Origin of the sequence: Thalassospira sp. UBA4513 (assembly GCF_002388495.1) — a bacterium.
In the GTDB taxonomy this organism is placed as follows: Bacteria; Pseudomonadota; Alphaproteobacteria; order Rhodospirillales; family Thalassospiraceae; genus Thalassospira; species Thalassospira tepidiphila.
In genome coordinates, this window is sequence record NZ_DGMR01000030.1 from 68,253 (window position 1) to 85,912 (window position 17,660).

A 17,660-nucleotide genomic window follows, 5' to 3' on the forward strand; every position below is an offset into this window, starting at 1 on the left:
TTGCCGGCGCCTATTGGCGTGGCAATTCGGATAACGAAATGCTGCAGCGTATCTATGGCACTTGCTGGGAAAGCAAGGAAGACCTGGATGCGTATCTGCACATGCTCGAAGAAGCCGAAAAGCGCGATCACCGTCGCCTTGGCCGTGAAATGGACCTGTTCCACATGCAGGAAGAGGCCCAGGGCTCTGTGTTCTGGCATGACAAGGGTCTGAAGCTTTATCGCAAGGTTGAAACCTATATCCGTGATCGCCTTGATGCGGCCGGGTATCAGGAAGTGCGTACGCCGCAGTTGGTTGATCGCGTGCTTTGGGAAAAATCCGGTCACTGGGAAAAGTTCCGCGAGAACATGTTCACCACGACCCCGGATGAAGACGATCCCGAGAAGGTTCTGGCGCTTAAGCCGATGAACTGTCCGTGTCACGTGCAGATCTTCCGTCTTGGCAGCAAGTCCTATCGTGACCTGCCACTGCGTATGGCGGAATTTGGCTGCTGTCACCGCAATGAGCCGTCTGGCGGTCTGCATGGCATCATGCGTGTCCGTCAGTTCATTCAGGATGACGCCCATATCTTCTGCACTGAAGACCAGATTGTCTCTGAAACCAAGATTTTCTGTGACCTTCTGAAATCGGTCTACAAGGATTTCGGCTTTACCGACATTCTTGTGAAATTCTCCGACCGTCCGGAAGTGCGTGCGGGTTCTGACGAGATTTGGGACAAAGCCGAAGCGGCGCTCCGCGAAGCGGCTGAAGAAGCGGGTCTGGCACTTGAAGTCAATCCGGGTGAAGGCGCGTTCTATGGGCCGAAGCTTGAGTTCGTGCTTCGTGATGCCATCGGTCGTGACTGGCAGTGCGGCACGCTTCAGGCTGACTTCGTTCTGCCGGAACGTCTTGATGCATCCTATATGGGTGAAGACGGTGAAAAACACCGCCCGGTCATGCTGCACCGCGCGATCCTTGGCTCGCTTGAACGCTTCATCGGTATTCTGATCGAAAACTATGCCGGTCGTTTGCCGCTGTGGCTGTCCCCGGTTCATGCGGTTGTCTGCACCATTACCAATGATGCCGACGACTATGCCCATGAAGTTAAGGCAGCACTTGAAGCCAAGGGCCTGAATGTTGAGCTCGATACCCGTAACGAGAAGATCAACTACAAGGTCCGCGAACACAGCCATGCAAAGGTTCCGATGATCCTTGCGCTTGGCAAACGCGAAGCCGAAGAAAAAACCGCTTCGGTCCGTCGCATTGGGTTCAAGCACCAGAAGACGTTTGGCATTGAAGAGCTTGGTGATGCGATGGCGGCCGAAATCCGCGATCGCGTGATCGAAGCCGACTTCTGATCGACGTTAGAAACACAACCAATAAAGCCCGCAAGTTAAATACTTGCGGGCTTTTCTTTTGGCTCAAGGTGACCTTATTCAGGCGGAAGTTTGGGTTTGTCCGATGGTGGCAAAGCTGATCCGCCTGCCCCGGACAGATTGAGTTTTGGCAGCCCCGTACCAGTGCTTGCTTGTTGCGCACGCGTTTGGGCGTAGGCCACGGACGGATGGCGCGCATTGCCAAACACCTGTCCAATGAACCGCCAGATCTTTGGCACCAGCCAGACCAGAAGCAGAACGAACAGGGCAAACAACACAAAGAAAACCACCGGATGGAAAGCGACCGTGTACAGCGCGCCAAATACGGCGACATCCTCGGCGACTGAGGCGATGCTGTTGCTAAACGGTTCAGGCGATGTATTGATTGCCGCGCGGCTGCCAGCCTTTGTAAAGTGGCTCCCGGCCGCGACCGTCCCGCCAACCAGCAATGCAATCGCAGTTTGAAGGCCATCGCCCATGCCGGTATCAAGGCCGCTCATGGCGCCTGCGGCAAGAAGTGCGCCGGCGGGAATCCTGATGAAGGTATGAATGGCATCCCAGACACTATCAACGATCGGAATTTTGTCGGCCACAAATTCGATCAGATAAAGGAATATCGCAAGAGCCAGCACCCACCAGCTTCCCAGAATCTGAAGCTCCGGCGGCAAATCAAGCAGCCCGAAATTGTTCATAAGACCAAGAATAACCACTGTGCCATAGAGGTTTACACCACTGGCCCAGGCCCCGCCCATTCCCAACGCAAGAGTTTCAATTACCCCCACAGATTATGCCCTTTCAAAGCCATAATTCTCACCAACAAGTGAACAGGAAAAACGTTCAGTTGTGATAAATCACACTTTCAGCGCGTCCCGACACACGTATTAATGCCAAACCAGATCACAGAAAGGTACGACGATGGACCGTAACGGTGAAACCCCAAAAATGATCAAGGCATGTGCTGTTATGATGATGCTTGCCGCCCCGCTTCTGGCAGGCAACGCTTTTGCAATGGGCAGTTCGGATAGCTGGAGTTCGGAAGGTACCGACCTTTCCGCTGTTACGGAGCTTGTTGATACCGGCATGTACGACATGGCGATCGACAAGATTGAAACCATGCTCGAAGAAGATCCGGAAAATGCAGATCTTTACAATTACCTTGCCTACAGCCAGCGCAAGATGGGTGACTTTGACAGTGCGGCGCAAAACTATGAACGCGCCCTGATGATTGACCCTGAACATGTCGGTGCTCTTGAGTATCAGGGCGAACTTTTCCTTCAGACCGGGAAACCTGAAATGGCTCAGGAAAACCTTGCGCGATTGGAACAGCTTTGTGGCATGGACTGCGAAGAGTACAAAACGCTGGCCAGCAGCATTACGAACTGATCTCTCCCGTTTGACCGTCAAGAGAACCTATTCTTTAGAATAGGTTCTTATTTTTGCACTAACACGCCATATGTCTGTCAAAGTTGTACACAAAAAACAGGAATAAAGATGGCCGACGCGGCACTTAGCAAAAGTTATACTGTGGTTTGCCTGCGCAAGACCGGGAACCTGATGGAGCTCGAACCGGTATCGGACTACAGTTCGGCCCTGAAGACTGCCAAGGATGCGATCAGCAGCAAAGGCAATTCTGAAGTACGGATCGTTGAAAACAAGTATGACCAAGATACCCGCAAGGAAAAGAAGCAGGTCATCAAGATTTTGACATCCGAGAACGCGGGCGGTGCGTTGGGTGCCTCCGGCCGATCTTCTCAAAGCCGTGGCATGACGCGTGAAACGGCAAACAAGGCAACAAAAGGCATCATAAATATCGTCATCGCCGTAACCGTGCTGATTCTGCTTATCGGGATCATGGTTCCATTGGCCATGCGGTGATTATATCTGCCTGCGGTTCCGCCCTTCCGAAGGCTATACCGCTTGCCGTCGAATTTGCTATCTCCCTGATTTCCAAAGACAGCTGATCATCATCGTTGCATTAGCAGGAGTTGTTTTTGCTGGCGATGAAAGATATAACTTTCTGCAATACAGCGATGATCAGGTGAAGCGTGAAAATCAGGTTTGCGACAACAAACACTCCCCTTCGACGCAACTGGGGAAGAATAACTGCCGCAGCTCTCTTGCCGCTCCTGACTGCTTGCAGCACTTCTGATTTTTCGGGCCTTTGGTTCGGTTCATCCACTGCCTCGCAAGAACTAAGTTCTCCATCGAACGAACAATTGCCTGCGGCGGAAAAAACAAGCTTTAACCGGGCCGCCTGTGGTTTGTTTTTCGGCCACACGGCTTCCACCGGCACCGGAATGGCGAAGGATGGCTCCACCCCATCCGAACCGATTTCACTTGATCGAAGCCCCGAGGATAACTTCCTGCAGGCAATTTCTTATGACATGGACGGCAACTATGAAAGTGCGCGCAAACTTTATGTTTGGCTGACCGCGACGCCGCCCGACGCCAAGATCGATCTTGATTGCGGCCAAGATGTGCGGCTTTCAGGCAGCATCAACAGCCTCGCCCAACGACGCCTTGTCACGCTTGATGCGTCTTCTCCGAAATATGCGCGATCCAAAGAAATAGATGCAGTTGTCGCATCCGCCACTGTTGCACCAGGTCCAGAATTACCAAACCCGCCAAAGGTCGAACGTGACCGCCGGTTTTATGAAACCGGTGGCGTGGTAGAGGCAGAACCCGAAGCGCCTACCAGTCCCGTGGTTCGGATGGAGATGGAAGTCAGCGAAAACACGGCGCGACTGACGCGTGTTGACCGACAGGCCGCTGCACCCAATGCGACGCCAGAAGCGACGCCCGTCCCCGCAGCTGAGCTAACCGATGGGCCGGCGAGCAGTGGAACGGAAACGGCAGTGTCGAAACTTGCCCCGGTTGCAGCCCCTGCGCCGGTGCCCAGTCAGTCAGTGCAATCCGCGGCACCGGTACCCGTCATTGCTGCGCCGACGATTGCCGGCGACGCAGCATCAACAGAACATAAGGGTGCAATGGTCACCTCAAACGCGCGCCCGACCGAACAGGGTGAACTTGATATTGTTGATCCTAAACCCGATGCACCCATGATCGAACTTCCGATCACCTCGACAGAGCCGGTAGCAACACAAAACGCGATGGCGCCATCAACCGAAAACTCGGCGCCAGCGCAAACTGCCGGTAGCCAAACCGCACAAAGTGATAGCCCCTACTACGCTGTTCAGCTTGCAGCGTATCGTTCGCGCGGACGTGCGGAAGATGCATGGACGAAGTTCCAAAGCGCATCGCATGGCATGCTGGCGGCCGCAGACCATGAAGTCGTCAGCATCGCGATTGAAGGCAAAGGTTTGTTCTTCCGCCTGCTGACCGGAATGTATGCTTCCTCTGGCGAGGCAACGCAGGCTTGCAACAGCTTGAAATCTGCCGGGACGGATTGCCTGGTTCGACGCGTTAGTCCTTAGACCGTTGTCTGGCGGATGCCGCCATCTTTTCAGACCGCATCAAGCCATCCGGGCGGGTTTTCCGACCGTGTCTTCGAACGAAACCGGGCATCTTTGCCAAAAAAAATTCGATCTTAGTGTTGTGCCGGTAATACCGCCAACGCAGATGCTGGATAAATCGCCGCGTTCGTTTTGATCCGGCTGCCAACAATGGAATACCAAGCGCAATAAACACCATGCCAAAAAATGGTGGTGGCAATGGCAGGAACAAAAGCCCGACCAGCAAACTGAACGCCCCCAACAGCATCAAAGCTGTCGATTTCAAATGCTTGAACCTGTGCAAAGCCATTCCATCATGCAGTTCCATGAACTTTGGGTGCGGATTATCCGCGTGATCGCGGGTGCCGCCAAAAGAATGTTCAAAGACATTTGATCAAGACGGGAATTGCTATTGTGCGCTTCTGGAGTACATTGCAGGCATGAACGCAAATTCTTCTTCGGGAAATCAAGACATGTTCTCCGTGCTGAAATCAGACAAACCCAAAATGCCAACCGCTGACACCGCGCTTCCGGGACGCGAAGAAGCACTGCCGGTTGCCGATGCCAATATCGTCACAGGCAATCCGATGAAGGGCCCCTTCCCGGGTCATCTGGAAATTGCCGTCTTTGGCATGGGATGCTTCTGGGGGGCGGAACGCCTGTTCTGGAAAGCTGAAGGCGTTTACAGCACTGCTGTTGGCTATGCTGGTGGCTTCACCAAGAACCCGACCTATCGCGAAGTTTGCAGCGGTATGACAGGTCATGCCGAAGTGGTGTTGGTCGTCTTTGATCCTGCTATGACGTCCTATTCAGCGCTTTTGAAGCTGTTTTGGGAAAACCACGACCCGACTCAGGGGATGCGTCAGGGCAATGACATCGGCACCCAGTACAGGTCCGTCATCTACACCTTTACGCCTGAACAACAGCAAGCGGCCGTTCAGTCACGTCAGGACTACAACGCTGCACTGAAAGAAGCAGGTCAAGCCGACGTGACAACCGAAGTCACCGGGGCACCGGAATTCTTTTATGCCGAGGACTTCCATCAGCAATACCTTCACAAGAATCCTGATGGCTATTGCGGGCTCGGCGGCACTGGCGTTTCCTGCCCGGGTATGTAAACAGCAATCCGACTGAGCAGGATCGCTTTGGTCCGTGGAAGAACGCCGGTCTTTAGACCGGCTTTCCTCCATATTCACGGCTCAGGTCGGCGCAGACACGGCGTATTTTAAGCCCCAATTGCTCGATATGGTCGTTTGGAATACGGGCCGCGGGCCCCGAAAGTGATAATGCCGCGATTGGCAAACCCGTTTCATCACGGACAACGCCCGCAACACAACGCAGACCAACCGCGTGCTCTTCATCATCAAGGGCATAGCCACGCTGACGGCAACGCTCCAGATCCTTTTCAAGAGCTTCCTGGGTTATCAGGGTTCGTTCGGTAATTTTTGGCAACCCGTGCTTTGCGACGACCGAATGCAGTTCTTCTTCAGGCAAAAAGGCAAGCAAGGCCTTGCCAACGCCCGAGCAGTGCATCAACGCCCGGCGACCGGGTGTGACGAGTGCGCGCATCATTTTGCGGCATTCCACCTGCGACAGGAAGATGACCTCCCCACCGTCTGCGACAGCAAGATTGACCGTTTCACCGCTGTCTTCCATGAGTGCGCGCATATAGGGGCGCGCGATCTGGCTGAGATTGCGATTTTTGGTAAACGAATTGCCGACGCTGAAAGCCTGAACCCCTACGAACCAAAGGGTGCGCTCCCCCTCGAACGATACATAGCGTTCGTGCTGCATGGTGGTCAGCAACCGGTGTGCTGTCGAGGGCGGCAATTTCACCTGATGGGAAATTTCGGTCAGGGTCATCCCGTCTTCGCTTTCGGCAAGCGCGTTGAGGATACTTAACGCCCGTACCAGTGACTGGACTTGCTGCATTCAGCGACTACTCCCTGTGTGCGGTCGATTTGACCGACCATCATTGTCGTGTTCTCTGAATGTTAGGAGATCATTGCACTGCTTGCACGGACTTTTGGCGGACCCAGACGAAAGTGGTGTACCCGACCAGATAGACCGTAGCAGCACCAAAGGCGCAAAGCGTGCCCAAGCCAAGCCCAAGAACAGGGTAACCAAGGGTCACGGCAAGGATATAAACCCAGAGCGCCCCCATTCCCCTTGGAAAGTTTCGAATAACCGTATGCACCGGTTCGGCCCCATAGGTGAAATGAAGGATCAACATCATGGGATAGAGTGTGACGGGGAAACCTGACAATAACCCTGCCCAGCGCGGACCAATCCACGCCGCCATGCCACTGATGACCAGAACGATGATGGCCGCCAGTGAAGCACGAAGCAAAACAACCCGCTTGGTCAGGCGAACCCGATTGAGAATGCGCACATTCTCGATCTTGCGGAAAAGGATGAGTGCCACAACGATCGCAACCAGCAAAATCACCGCCGCCTGCGTCAAGCTCATCGGTGCGAGCTGAAACAACCAGGAGACCGACAGATAAGTGACAAACGCCCCGAGCGAACTGAGAAGAATCTGTGGAAAGACAGGCAGGCGGACGCATTGGCGCGACACAATGAAATAGGCATACAGAAAGGTTAAGGTCGCAATCAGGCCGGGCAAGGCGTACACCGCGCTTTCACTTGCGAAGGCAACACCCTGCTCGATTGCGATGAAATACAAAAGGATGGCTGTTCCCAACGGGTAACCTGACAACACACCGGCCACACGTGGTCCTGCCCGTTCTGCAAGCATCGAAAGCCCCAGCACCGTTCCAATTGACACGGCAATTTTGGCAAGGATCAGTTCCAACAGCTTTCATCCTTTAAGGCAGATACGATGACATTTTATCAATAAAGTGACAGCATCGTTATCTCTTTTCATGCCAAGGGGCAAGCGCAAACACCTGAGCACAAAACAAAAGAAGACGGGCACTAACACAAGGTACCCGTCTTCGTTTAGCAGATCGATATCGCCGTTTTCCTGGACGTCGACGTTTAGGCGGCGGCATTTTCCGCTCTTGGTGTTTGAACGATAACCCCACGCCAGCCGAGCCCTTGATAGGTCTCGTAACCTGGTGTCAAGGCGTAGGCCACAAGGGATCCGTCTTCAAGCAGATAGGCCCCGCGAGCAGGATCATCGACCCGCAGATTAAATGTTTCGCTGAGCACGCCGCGGTCATCGGAAGCAGCAAGGACCCGATTTTTTGCGTCGATCAACATCACCCGGGTACGTTCACGTTCTTCCGCGTTGAAGTTCAGCGATTTGACGATCATCGGCGCCTGGCTTTCCCAGTCAAAGAAGACCCCCAAAACACCAATAACATCGCCATCAACAGAACCGCCCCTGCGCACGGCGGTCGCATAAGTCGGGGTTGCGGCATTGTTTAACAGCGAATTGGCTGCCACATCCGCGACGGCATAATGTCCGCCATCGCGACAGCGCAACGCTTCCTGAAACCAGCCCTGACCAGAAACATTTTGCCCCATCACGCGATAGGAGTCCGGGCGTCCGTTGGCAATAACGTTCCCGTTCCTGTCAGCCACCCAAAGATCAAGATACACAGTATAGGAATCAAGGATCACACCGAGCCGTTCCGATGCACGCAACGCAAACGCAGGGTCTTGCAGATTTTCACAAACATCGACCACGGCTGCGTCAGTTGCCCACCAGCGCACATCGCAAGATCGTTCGTACAGGTTGCGGTCCATCAATTCGACAGAATAGCGGGCAAGGTCGGCAAAACGATCACCGCGAACCGTCTGCGCTGTTTTCTCCAGATCGGAGGCAAGCGTCAGAAACATGTCTTCAAGTTCTTCGGTAATCACGTTCACACGCTGCGAGATTTCCTTGACCTCGTTGGCAACAACGCCAAAACCCCGGCCCACTTCGCCTGCGCGCGCAGCCTCGATCAACGCATTCAGTGCAAGGGTTCGTGTTGCCCGTGTAACGGCCTTGATTTCGGTAATTTTATCATTGGCTTGCCCGGAAATTGCTGTCGCAACCTGCAGAATTCTTTCTGGCATTTAAATAAAGCTCCCATATGCGCATCAGGTTTCCTCCTGGCTGCTGATCGCGTGCTTTTATTCGCCATCCATTCTGCTTGTCTTTGCAGCACTGATATCTAATAAGCCACTTATACCATTACGTAAATACAGGATTATACCCGGACCACACGGCTATCTAATGGGCATATGCCATGTCCACCCTAAAGCGAGTGGACATATAGCATCAAAACCACTGATCGATACGCCGATAGTTAGTGTGGTGCTGTAAAGTACCGCGCAAACCGATGCGATGTTCAGGCTGTAAATTCGAGGATCGAATCCGCAAGCAGCTTAATCCCGGTCAGGAACAACAGGCTGTAGCAAACCCGGTAGAACAATTTGACACTGACTTTGTCATGCGCCCACAAGCCAAGCCATGTCCCGAACAGCGCGATCGGCACGAACAAAAGTGATGTTCCGAGGTTGGATGCATCGAATTGCCCAAGCAGCGCATAAGGGATCAGTTTGACGTAATTGACGACAATGAAGAACATGACTGTCGTGCCGACAAAGATCGATTTGTCCATTCGCTGCGGCAGCAGATAAACCGATACCGGTGGCCCGCCCGCGTGGGCGACGAAACTGGTAAAACCTGCGAGTGCACCAAGAACTGTACCCTTGCCGATCGTTGCCCTGCCCGGTGCACCGGTTTCCTTCCGGCCACGAAGCCAGTGATCAAGGGTAAAGATGATCGCGATCATTGCGATGATCAATTTGACGGCTGCCTCGTTCAAGTAGCTGAAAGACAATGTCCCGACAAGAATGCCCAACAATGCAGCCGGCACCAGGATCTTCATGTTCCGGCGATCCCAGCGATTGCGATATGCCCAGACATTTGCAAGGTCCATTAGGCACAGAATGGGAAGCATGATCGCCGCGGCTCCCTGTGGTGATACCGCCAAGGCCATCAAAGGCACAGCCACAACACCGAGCCCGCCGCCAAAGCCGCTTTTTGAAACACCGGCAATCAAGACGGCGGGAATGCCGACAACATAGAAAAACGGATCCGAGATAAATTCCATCGGAAGTCCTTGTTAATTGGGGAATTCAGGGATCGCGGGCAATGGATATGGACGGCGTGCGCCTTTATTCTTCAAGAAGACGCGGCATGAGCTCGACGAAGTTGCACGGCCGATGGCGGATATCAAGCTGATAGGTCAGAATTTCGTCCCAGGCATCTTTGCATGCCCCGGTCGATCCAGGTAACGCAAACATATAGGTTCCCATACACACCCCTGCAGTCGCCCGTGATTGCACCGTGGATGTGCCAATTTTCTGATATGATATCCAGCGGAACAGTTCGCCGAAGCCCGGTATTTCCTTTTCGTAGATTGCCCGGTGGGCCTCTACCGTCACGTCGCGCCCGGTAACACCTGTGCCGCCGGTGGTAATGATCACATCGACATCCGGGTTTGAGCACCAAGCACCGAGCTGCTTGCGCAAGGCCAATTGATCGTCTTTCAGGATTTTGCGTTCATAGACGTGATGGCCCTTGGCGATGATGCGTTCACAAAGAACCTCGCCCGAGGTGTCGTTATGGAGATCGCGCGTATCGCTGACAGTCAATACGGCAATATTGATCGATACAAAGGGTTGGCTTTCGTCAATACCTGCCACGGTTATCTCCATGTCTCGTAAAATGCTGTGTCAACCTAATATGCCCAGACAGGCGTGCAAGCGTTTTCACGTGCAAGACACGCCAGCATCGCAACCCAACGAATCACGATAGAACAAAAACTGGCCGCCATTTGATATTTTATTAGTCTTGCGGGCTATTTTTATGCTCCAACCCGCAATATTTTTGAGCATCACAATTTCGTATATTTATAACTTTTAGACAGGTACTTATGAAAATAATCTCACCTTATATATGATGAAAAACAAGACAATTGGTATTACCAGTTAAGGACATCTGTGTTACTTCACTTGCTGGTCCGCATTTTTACGCCTAGAAAAGCGGTAAAGGACTACCAATTTGGCGCCCTCAAAGGATGCGCCGACGAGATCGAAACGTTCGGCAGGAAACAGAGGACTCATGATGAGCGACTTTCTTTGGCAACCGACGAAAGAACGCGTTGAAAATGCAAACGTCACCCGCTTTCGCGACTGGGTGAATGAAAAGCATGCGCTTAACCTTCAGAGTTTCACCGAACTCTATGACTGGTCCGTTGCAGAGATTGAGCGTTTCTGGCCTGCTCTTATCGAATATGCCGATTTGAAAGCGGAAACATGGGGCGACCGTGTCCTGATCGACGGCAACAAAATGCCGGGCGCCCAGTTCTTCCCGGATGCGCGCCTGAACTTTGCCGAGAACCTTCTGGTCCGTGATGACAACATCGACGCCCTGATCTTCTGGGGTGAAGACAAGGTCAAAAGCCGCCTATCCTGGGCGGAACTTAATATTGCGGTATCAAAATTCTCACAGGCTCTTCGCGTAGAGGGCGTTGGCAAGGGTGATCGCGTATGCGGCTATATGCCAAACATGTCTGAAACCGTGATTGCGATGCTGGCAACGGCAGCCATCGGGGCAACCTGGTCTTCCGCCTCACCTGATTTCGGCGTTCAGGGTGTTGTAGACCGCTTTGGCCAGATCGAACCAACCGTGATGATCACCGTTGACGGTTATCACTATAACGGCAAGCAACACGACATCCGCGAAAAGGTTCACGATGTTGTCGAGCGGATCGACAGCCTTAAAAAGGTCGTCATCGTGCCCTATGCCTTTGACGGCGCCAACACGACGGATATCCGCAGCGCCGTCACCTATGACGACTTCATTGCCCCCTTCCGGACCGAGAAAATCGTCTTTGAGCAAGTCGAGTTCAATCACCCGCTTTATGTAATGTTCTCGTCTGGGACGACGGGCAAGCCGAAATGCATTGTTCACGGCACGGGCGGAACGCTGCTGAAACAGGTTTCGGAACATATCCTGCATTGTGATGTCGCGCCCGGTGATCGCGTTTTCTATTTCACCACTTGCGGCTGGATGATGTGGAACTGGTTGATGGCGGGCCTTGCGGCCGGTGCAACCCTTCTGCTTTATGATGGCTCGCCCTTCTATCCGAGTGGCAATATCCTGTTTGATTATGCCGATGCAGAAGGCATGACGCTGTTTGGCACATCTGCCAAATATATTGATGCGTTGGCCAAGGCCGAACTCAAACCGCGAGAAACACACGATCTGTCCACTGTGCGTGCGATGACGTCAACCGGCTCGCCGCTTGCACCGGAAAGCTTCGATTACGTTTATCGCGACATCAAAGAATACATCCATCTGGCGTCCATTTCGGGCGGCACAGATATCCTTGGCTGCTTTGTGCTGGCTTGCCCCGTCCTGCCAGTCAAACGTGGCGTCATCCAGACCCGTGCCCTTGGTGTTGCTGTCGATGTGTTTGACGACGATGGCAACTCCGTGCGGAACGAAAAAGGTGAACTGGTTTGCACCAAACCATTCCCATCGATGCCGGTCGGCTTCTGGAACGACCCGGATGGTTCGCGGTATCACAGCGCCTATTTTGACCGGTTTGATAACATCTGGTGCCATGGTGACTATGTCGAGCTTGATGATGATGGCGGCATGGTCATTTATGGGCGCTCGGATGCGACCCTTAACCCCGGCGGCGTTCGCATCGGCACGGCAGAGATTTATCGCCAGGTAGAAAAACTACCTGAAATTCAGGAATCGATTGTGATCGGCCAGGACTGGGATAACGACGTTCGGGTGATCCTGTTTGTTGTGCTCCGCGACAATTACGAATTGGATACCGCACTTATCGACAAGATCAAGAAGCAGATCCGCAACAACTGCACCCCACGCCACGTCCCCGCCAAGGTGCTTGCGGTTGCCGATATCCCGCGGACAAAATCGGGGAAAATTACCGAACTCGCTGTTCGTGATGTTGTCCACGGACGGCCGGTAAAAAATCAGGAAGCCTTGGCCAACCCGACGGCACTGGAACTGTTTTCCAACCTGTCGGAACTGAAAACCTGATCAAGACAAGCCCCGCATCTCAAAGCGGGGCTTTTTCGTGCCGATCCTGTTTTGCAAGATGCTCGACCGCGCTGCTTAACGAATGCCGCTCCCGATTCCGCACTGCACCCATGCGTATTTTTTAAACAGCGTGAACTGATGCACTTTTTTTGACCATGACCGATTTTTTGGTGAAAAAAAGTTCGTGCAATTCTCGGTCTTGCCGGTGATCAGAACGAAACTACTACTAGGTTATTGAATATATGAGACAAACAAAGTTTTGTATATTTTATGTGATCGTATGTCCGCGCGATATAACCGCAGAAAAAGCCTCAATTTTTAGCCAGCACCGTAGGTTCTAATGTTGCCAAAATTTTTTCACACTTGACACAAGGCGGCCTAAAATTTCTTAATTTGGCGGTCCGATGTTCTTCGGACGAATGGATATGCGGCTGTGCATATCCAGGGTGGCACAAAAGCTAAAAACAATGCTTTGCTAATAAGGGAGCTATCTTATGAAAATCCAGACGATCCTTGCCGCTGGCGCAATGACCGTTGCAGCCGTTGCCGCGCAGAACGCACAGGCAGGTGCCGTTCTTGACGGCATCAAGGCCAAAGGTTTCGTTCAGTGCGGCGTGAACACCGGTCTTCCGGGTTTCTCCGCTGCCAATGCCGAAGGTAAATGGGAAGGTATTGACGTTGACGTCTGCCGTGCAGCAGCTGCTGCAGTTTTTGGTGACGCAAACGCCGTTCAGTACACCCCGCTGACCGCAGCACAGCGCTTCACGGCTCTGCAGTCCGGTGAAATCGACATCCTGTCGCGTAACACCACTGCAACCACCACCCGTGATGCGAAACTGGGTCTGACCTTTGTCGGCATCAACTACTATGACGGTCAGGGCTTCCTGATCCCGAAAGCTCTCGGCGTTTCCAGCGCAACCGAGCTTGACGGTGCGACCGTCTGCGTTGAGCCGGGCACCACGACCGAGCTGAACCTCGCTGACTACTTCCGCGCCAAAGGCATGTCCTTCGAGCCGGTCGTTATCGAGAACATCAACGAAGCAACCGCAGCCTTCTTCTCTGGTCGTTGCGACGTTTACACCACCGATGCTTCGGGTCTTGCTTCCATCCGTACCCAGATGGCTGAAAATCCGGCTGACTATGTGATCCTTCCGGAAATCATCTCCAAAGAGCCGCTCGGCCCGGTTGTCGCCCAGGGCGACGAACAGTGGTCGGACGTTGTTCGCTGGGCTTTTGCTGCGATGGTTGAAGCAGAAGAGTATGGCGTCACCATGGAAAATGTTGACGACATGAAAGCAAACAGCACCAACCCGGGCATTCAGCGTCTGCTGGGCGTTTCGCCGGGCATGGGTGAAGCTCTTGGTCTTGACGAAGCTTGGGCATACAACATCGTCAAGCAGGTCGGTAACTATGGCGAAAGCTATGAGAAAAACGTTACCGCCAAGCTCGGTCTTGAGCGTGGTCTGAACGCTCTGTGGACCGATGGTGGCCTGCAGTATGCATGGCCGGTTCGCTAATCGCTAGCAAACCGACTGCCTAAACCTACGAAGCTCCGCCCCACTGCCTGAACGCATGGGCGGAGCTTTTCGTTAGGTGCTTGCTGATTTTGGATACAATCTACACCTGAGGGTCATATGAGTAAGCCTCAAAATGCCCCGGGGGATGTTCGTTCCAAGGGCCTCGTTGATTATCTCAATGACGAAAACGTCCGTGCGGTGCTTTATCAAGTCGTCGCAATTGGACTGATCGTTCTTGCGGGCTGGTACCTGGTGTCCAACACCTTGTACAACCTTGAACAACAGAACATCTCAACCGGTTACGGGTTCCTTGATCTTGAAGCTTCCTTCGAGATCAGCGAAACCATGATCGACTACAGCGCCCAAAGCGACTATGCGACGGCGTTGATGGTCGGTCTTCTGAACACTGTGAAGGTGTCACTGCTTGGGATCATTTTGTGTACGATTATCGGGACAATCTTTGGCGTTGCGCGCCTGTCCTCGAACTGGATCGTTCGCAAACTTGCGACTGTGTATGTTGAAACGTTCCGGAACATTCCGGTCCTGTTGCAACTCTTCTTCTGGTACGCACTTATTCCAAGCGCTTTCCCGCATCCACGCGACGCGCTGGAGCCTCTGCCCGGTGTTTTGCTGACGTCGCGCGGTATGTATTTACCGGTGCCGGAACCTGATAACGCCTACACCCTTATGACCATTGCGGCCGTGATTGCCTGCGTTGTGATCTATTTCGTCAGGAAATGGGCCAAGAAACGCCAGGACGCCACAGGTCAGCCCTTCCCGATGCTTCTTGCCGGGATCGGTATTTTTGTCGGTCTCGTCCTTGCTGCCTATCTGGCAGGTGGCGCACCGACCGACATGAGCATGCCGGCCCTCAAAGGCTTTAACATTCAGGGTGGCTACAACATTTCGCCTGAATTCATGGCAGTTCTGATCGGTCTTACGGTTTACACCTCGACCTATGTTGCCGAGGTTGTTCGTTCCGGTATTCAGGCTGTTCCGAATGGCCAGTGGGAAGCTGCCGACAGTTTGGGCATTCGCCGTTCTATTGCGCTTCGCAAGGTGATCCTGCCGCAATCGATGCGTGTCGCGATCCCGCCACTGACCAACCAGTATCTTAACCTGACCAAGAACAGCTCTTTGGCTGTTGCCGTCGGTTATCCGGATCTGGTTTCTGTTTCCAACACGACCATGAACCAGACAGGTCAGGCGATCGAGGCCATCTCGATCTTCATGTCGATCTATCTTGGTTTGTCCTTGTTGACCTCGCTCTTTATGAACTGGTTCAACAAGAAAATGGCACTGGTGGAGAGGTAACATGTCAGAAAACGCAAAATTACCTCCTCTTCCGACCGGCACCTTTTCCGAGCGTGCCGTGGCATGGTCGAAAAAGAACCTGTTTGATGGATGGTTCAACACCCTCCTGACCCTTGGTTCGATTGCATTCCTCGTTTGGCTGATCCCGCCAATCGTCGAGTGGGCCATCATCAATGCGACGTTGGCGCCATCAATTGAGGCCTGCGCGGAAGCGACAGGTGCCTGCTGGGGGTTCGTTAATGCCAATTTACGACTGATCCTGTTTGGCACCTACCCGTTTGAAGAACAGTGGCGGCCGCTTCTTGCCATGATCCTTCTGATGGGAATCATTTGCGGCAGTCTGGGTGCGGTTAAGTATCCGAGCCTGCGCAAGGCAATCATTCCGATGTGGGTCATTGGTGTGCCGATTATTGCCATCCTCATGTGGGGTGGTGTGTTTGGCCTTACCTATGTCCAGAACAGCTATTGGGGTGGCTTGCCGCTGACCCTGATCCTGTCCTCGATCGGTGTGATCTTTGCTTTCCCGTTCGGGCTGCTGCTGGCACTTGGTCGTCAGTCGCACATGCCGGCCATCAAAACCGTTTCCGTGGTGTATATCGAAGTCATTCGTGGTGTGCCGCTGATTACGGTTCTGTTCATGGCATCGGTCATGTTCCCGCTGTTCCTGCCAGATGGGGTTACCATCGACAAGCTGCTGCGTGCGCAGATCGGTATCATCCTGTTTACCGCCGCCTACCTCGCCGAGGTATTCCGTGGTGGTCTACAGGCCGTTCCGCGTGGTCAGTTTGAGGCTGGTGACAGTCTTGCGCTGTCTTATTGGCAATCGATGCGTCTGATCATTTTGCCGCAGGCACTGCGTCTGGTGATCCCGCCGACCGTTAACAGCTTTATTTCCATGTTCAAGGACACCACACTGGTCGTGATTATCGGCCTGTTTGACTTCCTTGGCACGGTGAAGCTGGCACTGCGCAGTGACCCGGCCTGGACCAAATATTACGTCGAAGGTTATGCCTTCGCCGCGGCAATATTCTTCCTGATCTGTTTCTCGATGGCGAAATATTCCGCCTATCTTGAAAAAGAGCTTCGCAAAGGCGAACAAAGGTAAGGAGTGAGGAAAAAACAATGACTGTAGCAACTGAACCCACTACCGGCGCTGTGCCTCCTCCGTCCAAAGAGGATGTCATCACCGTCAACAAGATGAACAAATGGTATGGCAATTTCCATGTTCTTCAGGATATTGACCTGTCTGTTCGCAAAGGTGAGCGTATCGTTATCTGCGGCCCGTCCGGCTCAGGTAAATCGACGCTGATCCGCACCCTGAACCGCCTTGAAACCTATCAAAGCGGTGAAGTCTACGTCGATGGCATTTTGCTTGGCGACGATGTCAAAAACATCGAAGCCGTGCGCCGCGAGGTCGGCATGGTGTTCCAGCACTTCAACCTCTTCCCGCATCTGACCATCCTCGAAAACTGCACCCTCGCGCCGATCTGGGTTCGCAAGATGCCCAAGAAGCAAGCCAACGAACTGGCCATGCATTACCTTGAGCGTGTGCGAATTGCCGAGCAGGCCCACAAATTCCCGGGTCAGCTTTCCGGCGGTCAGCAGCAGCGTGTGGCGATTGCCCGCTCGCTCTGCATGCAGCCGAAAATCATGCTGTTTGATGAACCGACCTCGGCACTTGACCCGGAAATGGTCAAGGAAGTTCTCGACGTGATGGTCGAACTCGCCAAGGAAGGTATGACCATGCTTTGCGTGACCCACGAGATGGGCTTCGCAAAAGAGGTCGCTGACCGTGTGATCTTTATGGATGCAGGCCAGATCGTCGAAATGGCAGGTCCAAAGGAGTTCTTTGATAACCCGAAAAGCGATCGTACAAAGCTGTTCCTCAGCCAGATCCTGTCGCATTAATCGGCTATCAAACACCCAATCTTTGCAAAACGGCCCCCATTTGCGGGGCCGTTTTCATTTTTGTAAAAATGAT

At 53.2% G+C, this 17,660-nt stretch carries 18 protein-coding genes; 10 read left to right on the forward strand and 8 right to left on the reverse strand.

Annotation, left to right across the window (positions count from 1 at the left end):
- Positions 1-1,337 (forward strand): threonine--tRNA ligase (thrS, locus tag B2T33_RS11905; protein ID WP_286792082.1); only part of this gene is annotated, 1,337 nt, incomplete at its 5' end.
- Positions 1,338-1,411: 74 nt separating this feature from the next.
- Here the strand turns inward: thrS and B2T33_RS11910 are convergent.
- Positions 1,412-2,137 carry a DUF4126 domain-containing protein gene (locus B2T33_RS11910; protein WP_286792083.1) on the reverse strand — a complete coding sequence of 242 codons (726 nt, stop codon included), beginning with the start codon at positions 2,135-2,137 and terminating at the stop codon, positions 1,412-1,414.
- Positions 2,138-2,270: 133 nt separating this feature from the next.
- Here B2T33_RS11910 and B2T33_RS11915 point away from each other — a divergent pair, with 133 nt between their 5' ends.
- Together B2T33_RS11915 and B2T33_RS11920 are read left to right on the forward strand one after the other, a co-directional pair.
- A complete protein-coding gene (locus B2T33_RS11915; RefSeq protein ID WP_286792084.1) occupies positions 2,271-2,738 on the forward strand; it encodes a tetratricopeptide repeat protein in 468 nt (155 codons plus the stop codon).
- Between the two features lie 108 nt (positions 2,739-2,846).
- Positions 2,847-3,230 carry a hypothetical protein gene (locus B2T33_RS11920; protein ID WP_286792085.1) on the forward strand — a complete coding sequence of 128 codons (384 nt, stop codon included), beginning with the start codon at positions 2,847-2,849 and terminating at the stop codon, positions 3,228-3,230.
- Between the two features lie 100 nt (positions 3,231-3,330).
- On the opposite strand, the gene B2T33_RS11925 is transcribed toward B2T33_RS11920, so the two are convergent.
- A complete protein-coding gene (locus tag B2T33_RS11925; RefSeq protein ID WP_157097734.1) occupies positions 3,331-3,672 on the reverse strand; it encodes a hypothetical protein in 342 nt (113 codons plus the stop codon).
- Here B2T33_RS11925 and B2T33_RS11930 point away from each other — a divergent pair.
- A complete protein-coding gene (locus B2T33_RS11930; protein ID WP_286792086.1) occupies positions 3,653-4,789 on the forward strand; it encodes an SPOR domain-containing protein in 1,137 nt (378 codons plus the stop codon). The genes B2T33_RS11925 and B2T33_RS11930 overlap by 20 nt on opposite strands.
- On the opposite strand, the gene B2T33_RS20400 is transcribed toward B2T33_RS11930, so the two are convergent.
- On the reverse strand, positions 4,779-5,135 hold the full coding sequence (locus B2T33_RS20400; protein ID WP_083997050.1) for a PGPGW domain-containing protein: 357 nt from the start codon (positions 5,133-5,135) through the stop codon (positions 4,779-4,781). The two genes, B2T33_RS11930 and B2T33_RS20400, sit on opposite strands and share 11 nt — an antisense overlap.
- Before the next feature lie 145 nt (positions 5,136-5,280).
- Between B2T33_RS20400 and msrA the strand changes: the two genes are divergently transcribed.
- Complete coding sequence (gene msrA / locus B2T33_RS11935) at positions 5,281-5,925, forward strand: peptide-methionine (S)-S-oxide reductase MsrA (protein WP_064781049.1); 645 nt, start codon at positions 5,281-5,283, stop codon at positions 5,923-5,925.
- 52 nt (positions 5,926-5,977) lie between these two features.
- Here the strand turns inward: msrA and B2T33_RS11940 are convergent, their stop codons facing one another.
- The 5 genes from B2T33_RS11940 to moaB all read right to left on the reverse strand — a co-directional run bounded on the left by B2T33_RS11940 (position 5,978) and on the right by moaB (position 10,474).
- The gene (locus B2T33_RS11940) at positions 5,978-6,739 is read right to left on the reverse strand and encodes an IclR family transcriptional regulator (RefSeq protein ID WP_008890731.1); all 762 of its coding nucleotides are present in this window, start codon (positions 6,737-6,739) and stop codon (positions 5,978-5,980) included.
- A gap of 70 nt (positions 6,740-6,809) precedes the next feature.
- Positions 6,810-7,622 carry a hypothetical protein gene (locus B2T33_RS11945; RefSeq protein WP_286792087.1) on the reverse strand — a complete coding sequence of 271 codons (813 nt, stop codon included), beginning with the start codon at positions 7,620-7,622 and terminating at the stop codon, positions 6,810-6,812.
- Positions 7,623-7,807: 185 nt separating this feature from the next.
- Entirely contained in the window at positions 7,808-8,836 is a 1,029-nt protein-coding gene (locus tag B2T33_RS11950; protein ID WP_286792088.1) for a methyl-accepting chemotaxis protein, read from the reverse strand.
- A gap of 275 nt (positions 8,837-9,111) precedes the next feature.
- Positions 9,112-9,879, reverse strand: coding sequence for a sulfite exporter TauE/SafE family protein (locus tag B2T33_RS11955; protein WP_286792089.1), 768 nt, complete (start codon positions 9,877-9,879; stop codon positions 9,112-9,114).
- 64 nt (positions 9,880-9,943) lie between these two features.
- Positions 9,944-10,474: a molybdenum cofactor biosynthesis protein B gene (gene moaB, locus B2T33_RS11960; RefSeq protein ID WP_040823811.1), complete on the reverse strand. Its 531-nt coding sequence runs from the start codon at positions 10,472-10,474 to the stop codon at positions 9,944-9,946.
- Positions 10,475-10,895: 421 nt separating this feature from the next.
- On the opposite strand from moaB, the gene B2T33_RS11965 reads away from it, so the two are divergent.
- The 5 genes from B2T33_RS11965 (at position 10,896) to B2T33_RS11985 (ending at position 17,587) form a co-directional block, all read left to right on the forward strand.
- The gene (locus B2T33_RS11965; RefSeq protein ID WP_286792090.1) at positions 10,896-12,848 is read left to right on the forward strand and encodes an acetoacetate--CoA ligase; all 1,953 of its coding nucleotides are present in this window, start codon (positions 10,896-10,898) and stop codon (positions 12,846-12,848) included.
- Between the two features lie 494 nt (positions 12,849-13,342).
- On the forward strand, positions 13,343-14,365 hold the full coding sequence (locus B2T33_RS11970; protein WP_008890737.1) for an amino acid ABC transporter substrate-binding protein: 1,023 nt from the start codon (positions 13,343-13,345) through the stop codon (positions 14,363-14,365).
- Positions 14,366-14,482: 117 nt separating this feature from the next.
- Positions 14,483-15,679, forward strand: coding sequence for an amino acid ABC transporter permease (locus B2T33_RS11975; protein WP_008890738.1), 1,197 nt, complete (start codon positions 14,483-14,485; stop codon positions 15,677-15,679).
- Position 15,680: 1 nt separating this feature from the next.
- On the forward strand, positions 15,681-16,784 hold the full coding sequence (locus tag B2T33_RS11980; protein WP_063089713.1) for an amino acid ABC transporter permease: 1,104 nt from the start codon (positions 15,681-15,683) through the stop codon (positions 16,782-16,784).
- A 17-nt stretch (positions 16,785-16,801) separates the two neighbouring features.
- Positions 16,802-17,587 (forward strand): amino acid ABC transporter ATP-binding protein, encoded by a 786-nt coding sequence (locus B2T33_RS11985; protein ID WP_286792091.1) that lies wholly within the window; start codon positions 16,802-16,804, stop codon positions 17,585-17,587.
- Positions 17,588-17,660: the final 73 nt, after the last annotated feature.

Bases quoted from the DNA above. Each gene is read 5' to 3' on its own strand.
- B2T33_RS11915 (WP_286792084.1), top strand. From the start codon at position 2,271: ATGGACCGTAACGGTGAAACCCCAAAAATGATCAAGGCATGTGCTGTT.
- B2T33_RS11920 (WP_286792085.1), top strand. From the start codon at position 2,847: ATGGCCGACGCGGCACTTAGCAAAAGTTATACTGTGGTTTGCCTGCGC.
- B2T33_RS11930 (WP_286792086.1), top strand. From the start codon at position 3,653: ATGGCGAAGGATGGCTCCACCCCATCCGAACCGATTTCACTTGATCGA.
- B2T33_RS20400 (WP_083997050.1), bottom strand. From the start codon at position 5,135: ATGGAACTGCATGATGGAATGGCTTTGCACAGGTTCAAGCATTTGAAA.
- msrA (WP_064781049.1), top strand. From the start codon at position 5,281: ATGTTCTCCGTGCTGAAATCAGACAAACCCAAAATGCCAACCGCTGAC.
- B2T33_RS11940 (WP_008890731.1), bottom strand. From the start codon at position 6,739: ATGCAGCAAGTCCAGTCACTGGTACGGGCGTTAAGTATCCTCAACGCG.
- B2T33_RS11950 (WP_286792088.1), bottom strand. From the start codon at position 8,836: ATGCCAGAAAGAATTCTGCAGGTTGCGACAGCAATTTCCGGGCAAGCC.
- B2T33_RS11955 (WP_286792089.1), bottom strand. From the start codon at position 9,879: ATGGAATTTATCTCGGATCCGTTTTTCTATGTTGTCGGCATTCCCGCC.
- B2T33_RS11965 (WP_286792090.1), top strand. From the start codon at position 10,896: ATGAGCGACTTTCTTTGGCAACCGACGAAAGAACGCGTTGAAAATGCA.
- B2T33_RS11970 (WP_008890737.1), top strand. From the start codon at position 13,343: ATGAAAATCCAGACGATCCTTGCCGCTGGCGCAATGACCGTTGCAGCC.
- B2T33_RS11975 (WP_008890738.1), top strand. From the start codon at position 14,483: ATGAGTAAGCCTCAAAATGCCCCGGGGGATGTTCGTTCCAAGGGCCTC.
- B2T33_RS11980 (WP_063089713.1), top strand. From the start codon at position 15,681: ATGTCAGAAAACGCAAAATTACCTCCTCTTCCGACCGGCACCTTTTCC.
- B2T33_RS11985 (WP_286792091.1), top strand. From the start codon at position 16,802: ATGACTGTAGCAACTGAACCCACTACCGGCGCTGTGCCTCCTCCGTCC.